1 protein-coding gene and 1 tRNA gene are annotated in these 1185 nt (G+C 61.0%); one reads left to right on the forward strand and one right to left on the reverse strand.

The window, feature by feature from the left end:
- Window positions 1–33 precede the first annotated feature (33 nt).
- Window positions 34–609 carry a class I SAM-dependent methyltransferase gene (locus ACXJL8_RS41590; protein WP_456687095.1) on the forward strand — a complete coding sequence of 192 codons (576 nt, stop codon included), beginning with the start codon at window positions 34–36 and terminating at the stop codon, window positions 607–609.
- 423 nt (window positions 610–1032) lie between these two features.
- Here ACXJL8_RS41590 and ACXJL8_RS41595 read toward each other — a convergent pair.
- Window positions 1033–1107: transfer RNA gene (locus ACXJL8_RS41595), tRNA-Val, on the reverse strand.
- Between the last annotated feature and the right edge of the window lie 78 nt (window positions 1108–1185).

Below are 1185 nucleotides of genomic sequence, written 5' to 3' on the forward strand. Positions count from 1 at the left end.
GTGCAGGACGTCATTGACTTCACCAGACAACATATGGGCACCGGCTCCTGTCAAATCGAGTCGGAAATCTCGTCCGCCCTTGACTACATCGCTGCGTCCGCTCCGAAGCTCGTGGTTGAAATCGGAACGCTGAACGGCGGAACGTCGCTTCTGTTTGGGCGATTTCTGCCGACGATGGAGGCCATGGTCTGCATCGACCTGCATGTGAAGAACAAGGAAATGCTGAAGCTGCTGGCGACGCCGCAGCAGCGATGGACGTTCTTCGACATGCCGTCCTACGCGGACGATACGGTCCGGCGGGTCGCGAAATTCCTCGACGGCAGAATGATCGACGCGTTGTTCATCGACGGGGATCATCGCTACGAGGGCGTCAAGCAGGACTTTCTCTGCTACCGGCATTTCGTCCGGGAGGGCGGTGTCATCCTGTTTCACGACATCATCGAATCCAGCGGCAGCACCAGCGCCTGGGCGGGCGGCGTGCCGCAGCTGTGGCGCGAGTTGTCGCCATTCTACGAGCACAGGGAATTCGTTCAAAGCCGCAGCCAGGAAGGCTTCGGCATTGGCGCAATCAAGTACACCAAAGCCGCTCGGCCATTCCCGTCGGGGTAACGCTGGCGACGACGGAATGTCCGTACGGCGACAATGGCAACCTCAACGACGCTCGGGCTGGATCGGGCCGGAGCGTCTTCGCGGATGCGCCCGCTGCGTCTCCGCACTCAGCCATGCTGACCCCTGGCTATGGAGGGCGCCGTACGTCCAATGGCGGAAGCGCTTCTTGATTCCTGGACAAGCCGTTTCCGCGCCACCTAAATGGTGGGAGCATAGGGCTCTGAGCCTCTCCCCCGATGCTGCCATCCTGCCCCTGTTTTGCCCGACGGAGCAAGCGGAATTCGGAAAAGGCGTAACTCATTGATCCGACTGACGTCGGCTACTGTGCATGGGGTTGTTTGTCGATTTTTTTGATGAGGCGGTCCCGACAGCCGCCAGAGGCGTCGACGATCGTCCGCAACCGGTCAGGTTCAGGAGGATGAATGGTGGGCGCACAAGGGATCGAACCTTGGACCTCTCCCGTGTGAAGGGAACGCTCTCCCGCTGAGCTATGCGCCCGGGACCATCATGCAGGCGGCCGGACCTTGCGGCCGGCCGGCACATCGAAGCCCGCGATTTAGAAGTGCGGGCCAAAGG

The sequence above is a fragment of the Bradyrhizobium sp. P5_C11_2 genome, from assembly GCF_054049755.1.

Bases quoted from the DNA above. Each gene is read 5' to 3' on its own strand.
- ACXJL8_RS41590 (WP_456687095.1), top strand. From the start codon at position 34: ATGGGCACCGGCTCCTGTCAAATCGAGTCGGAAATCTCGTCCGCCCTT.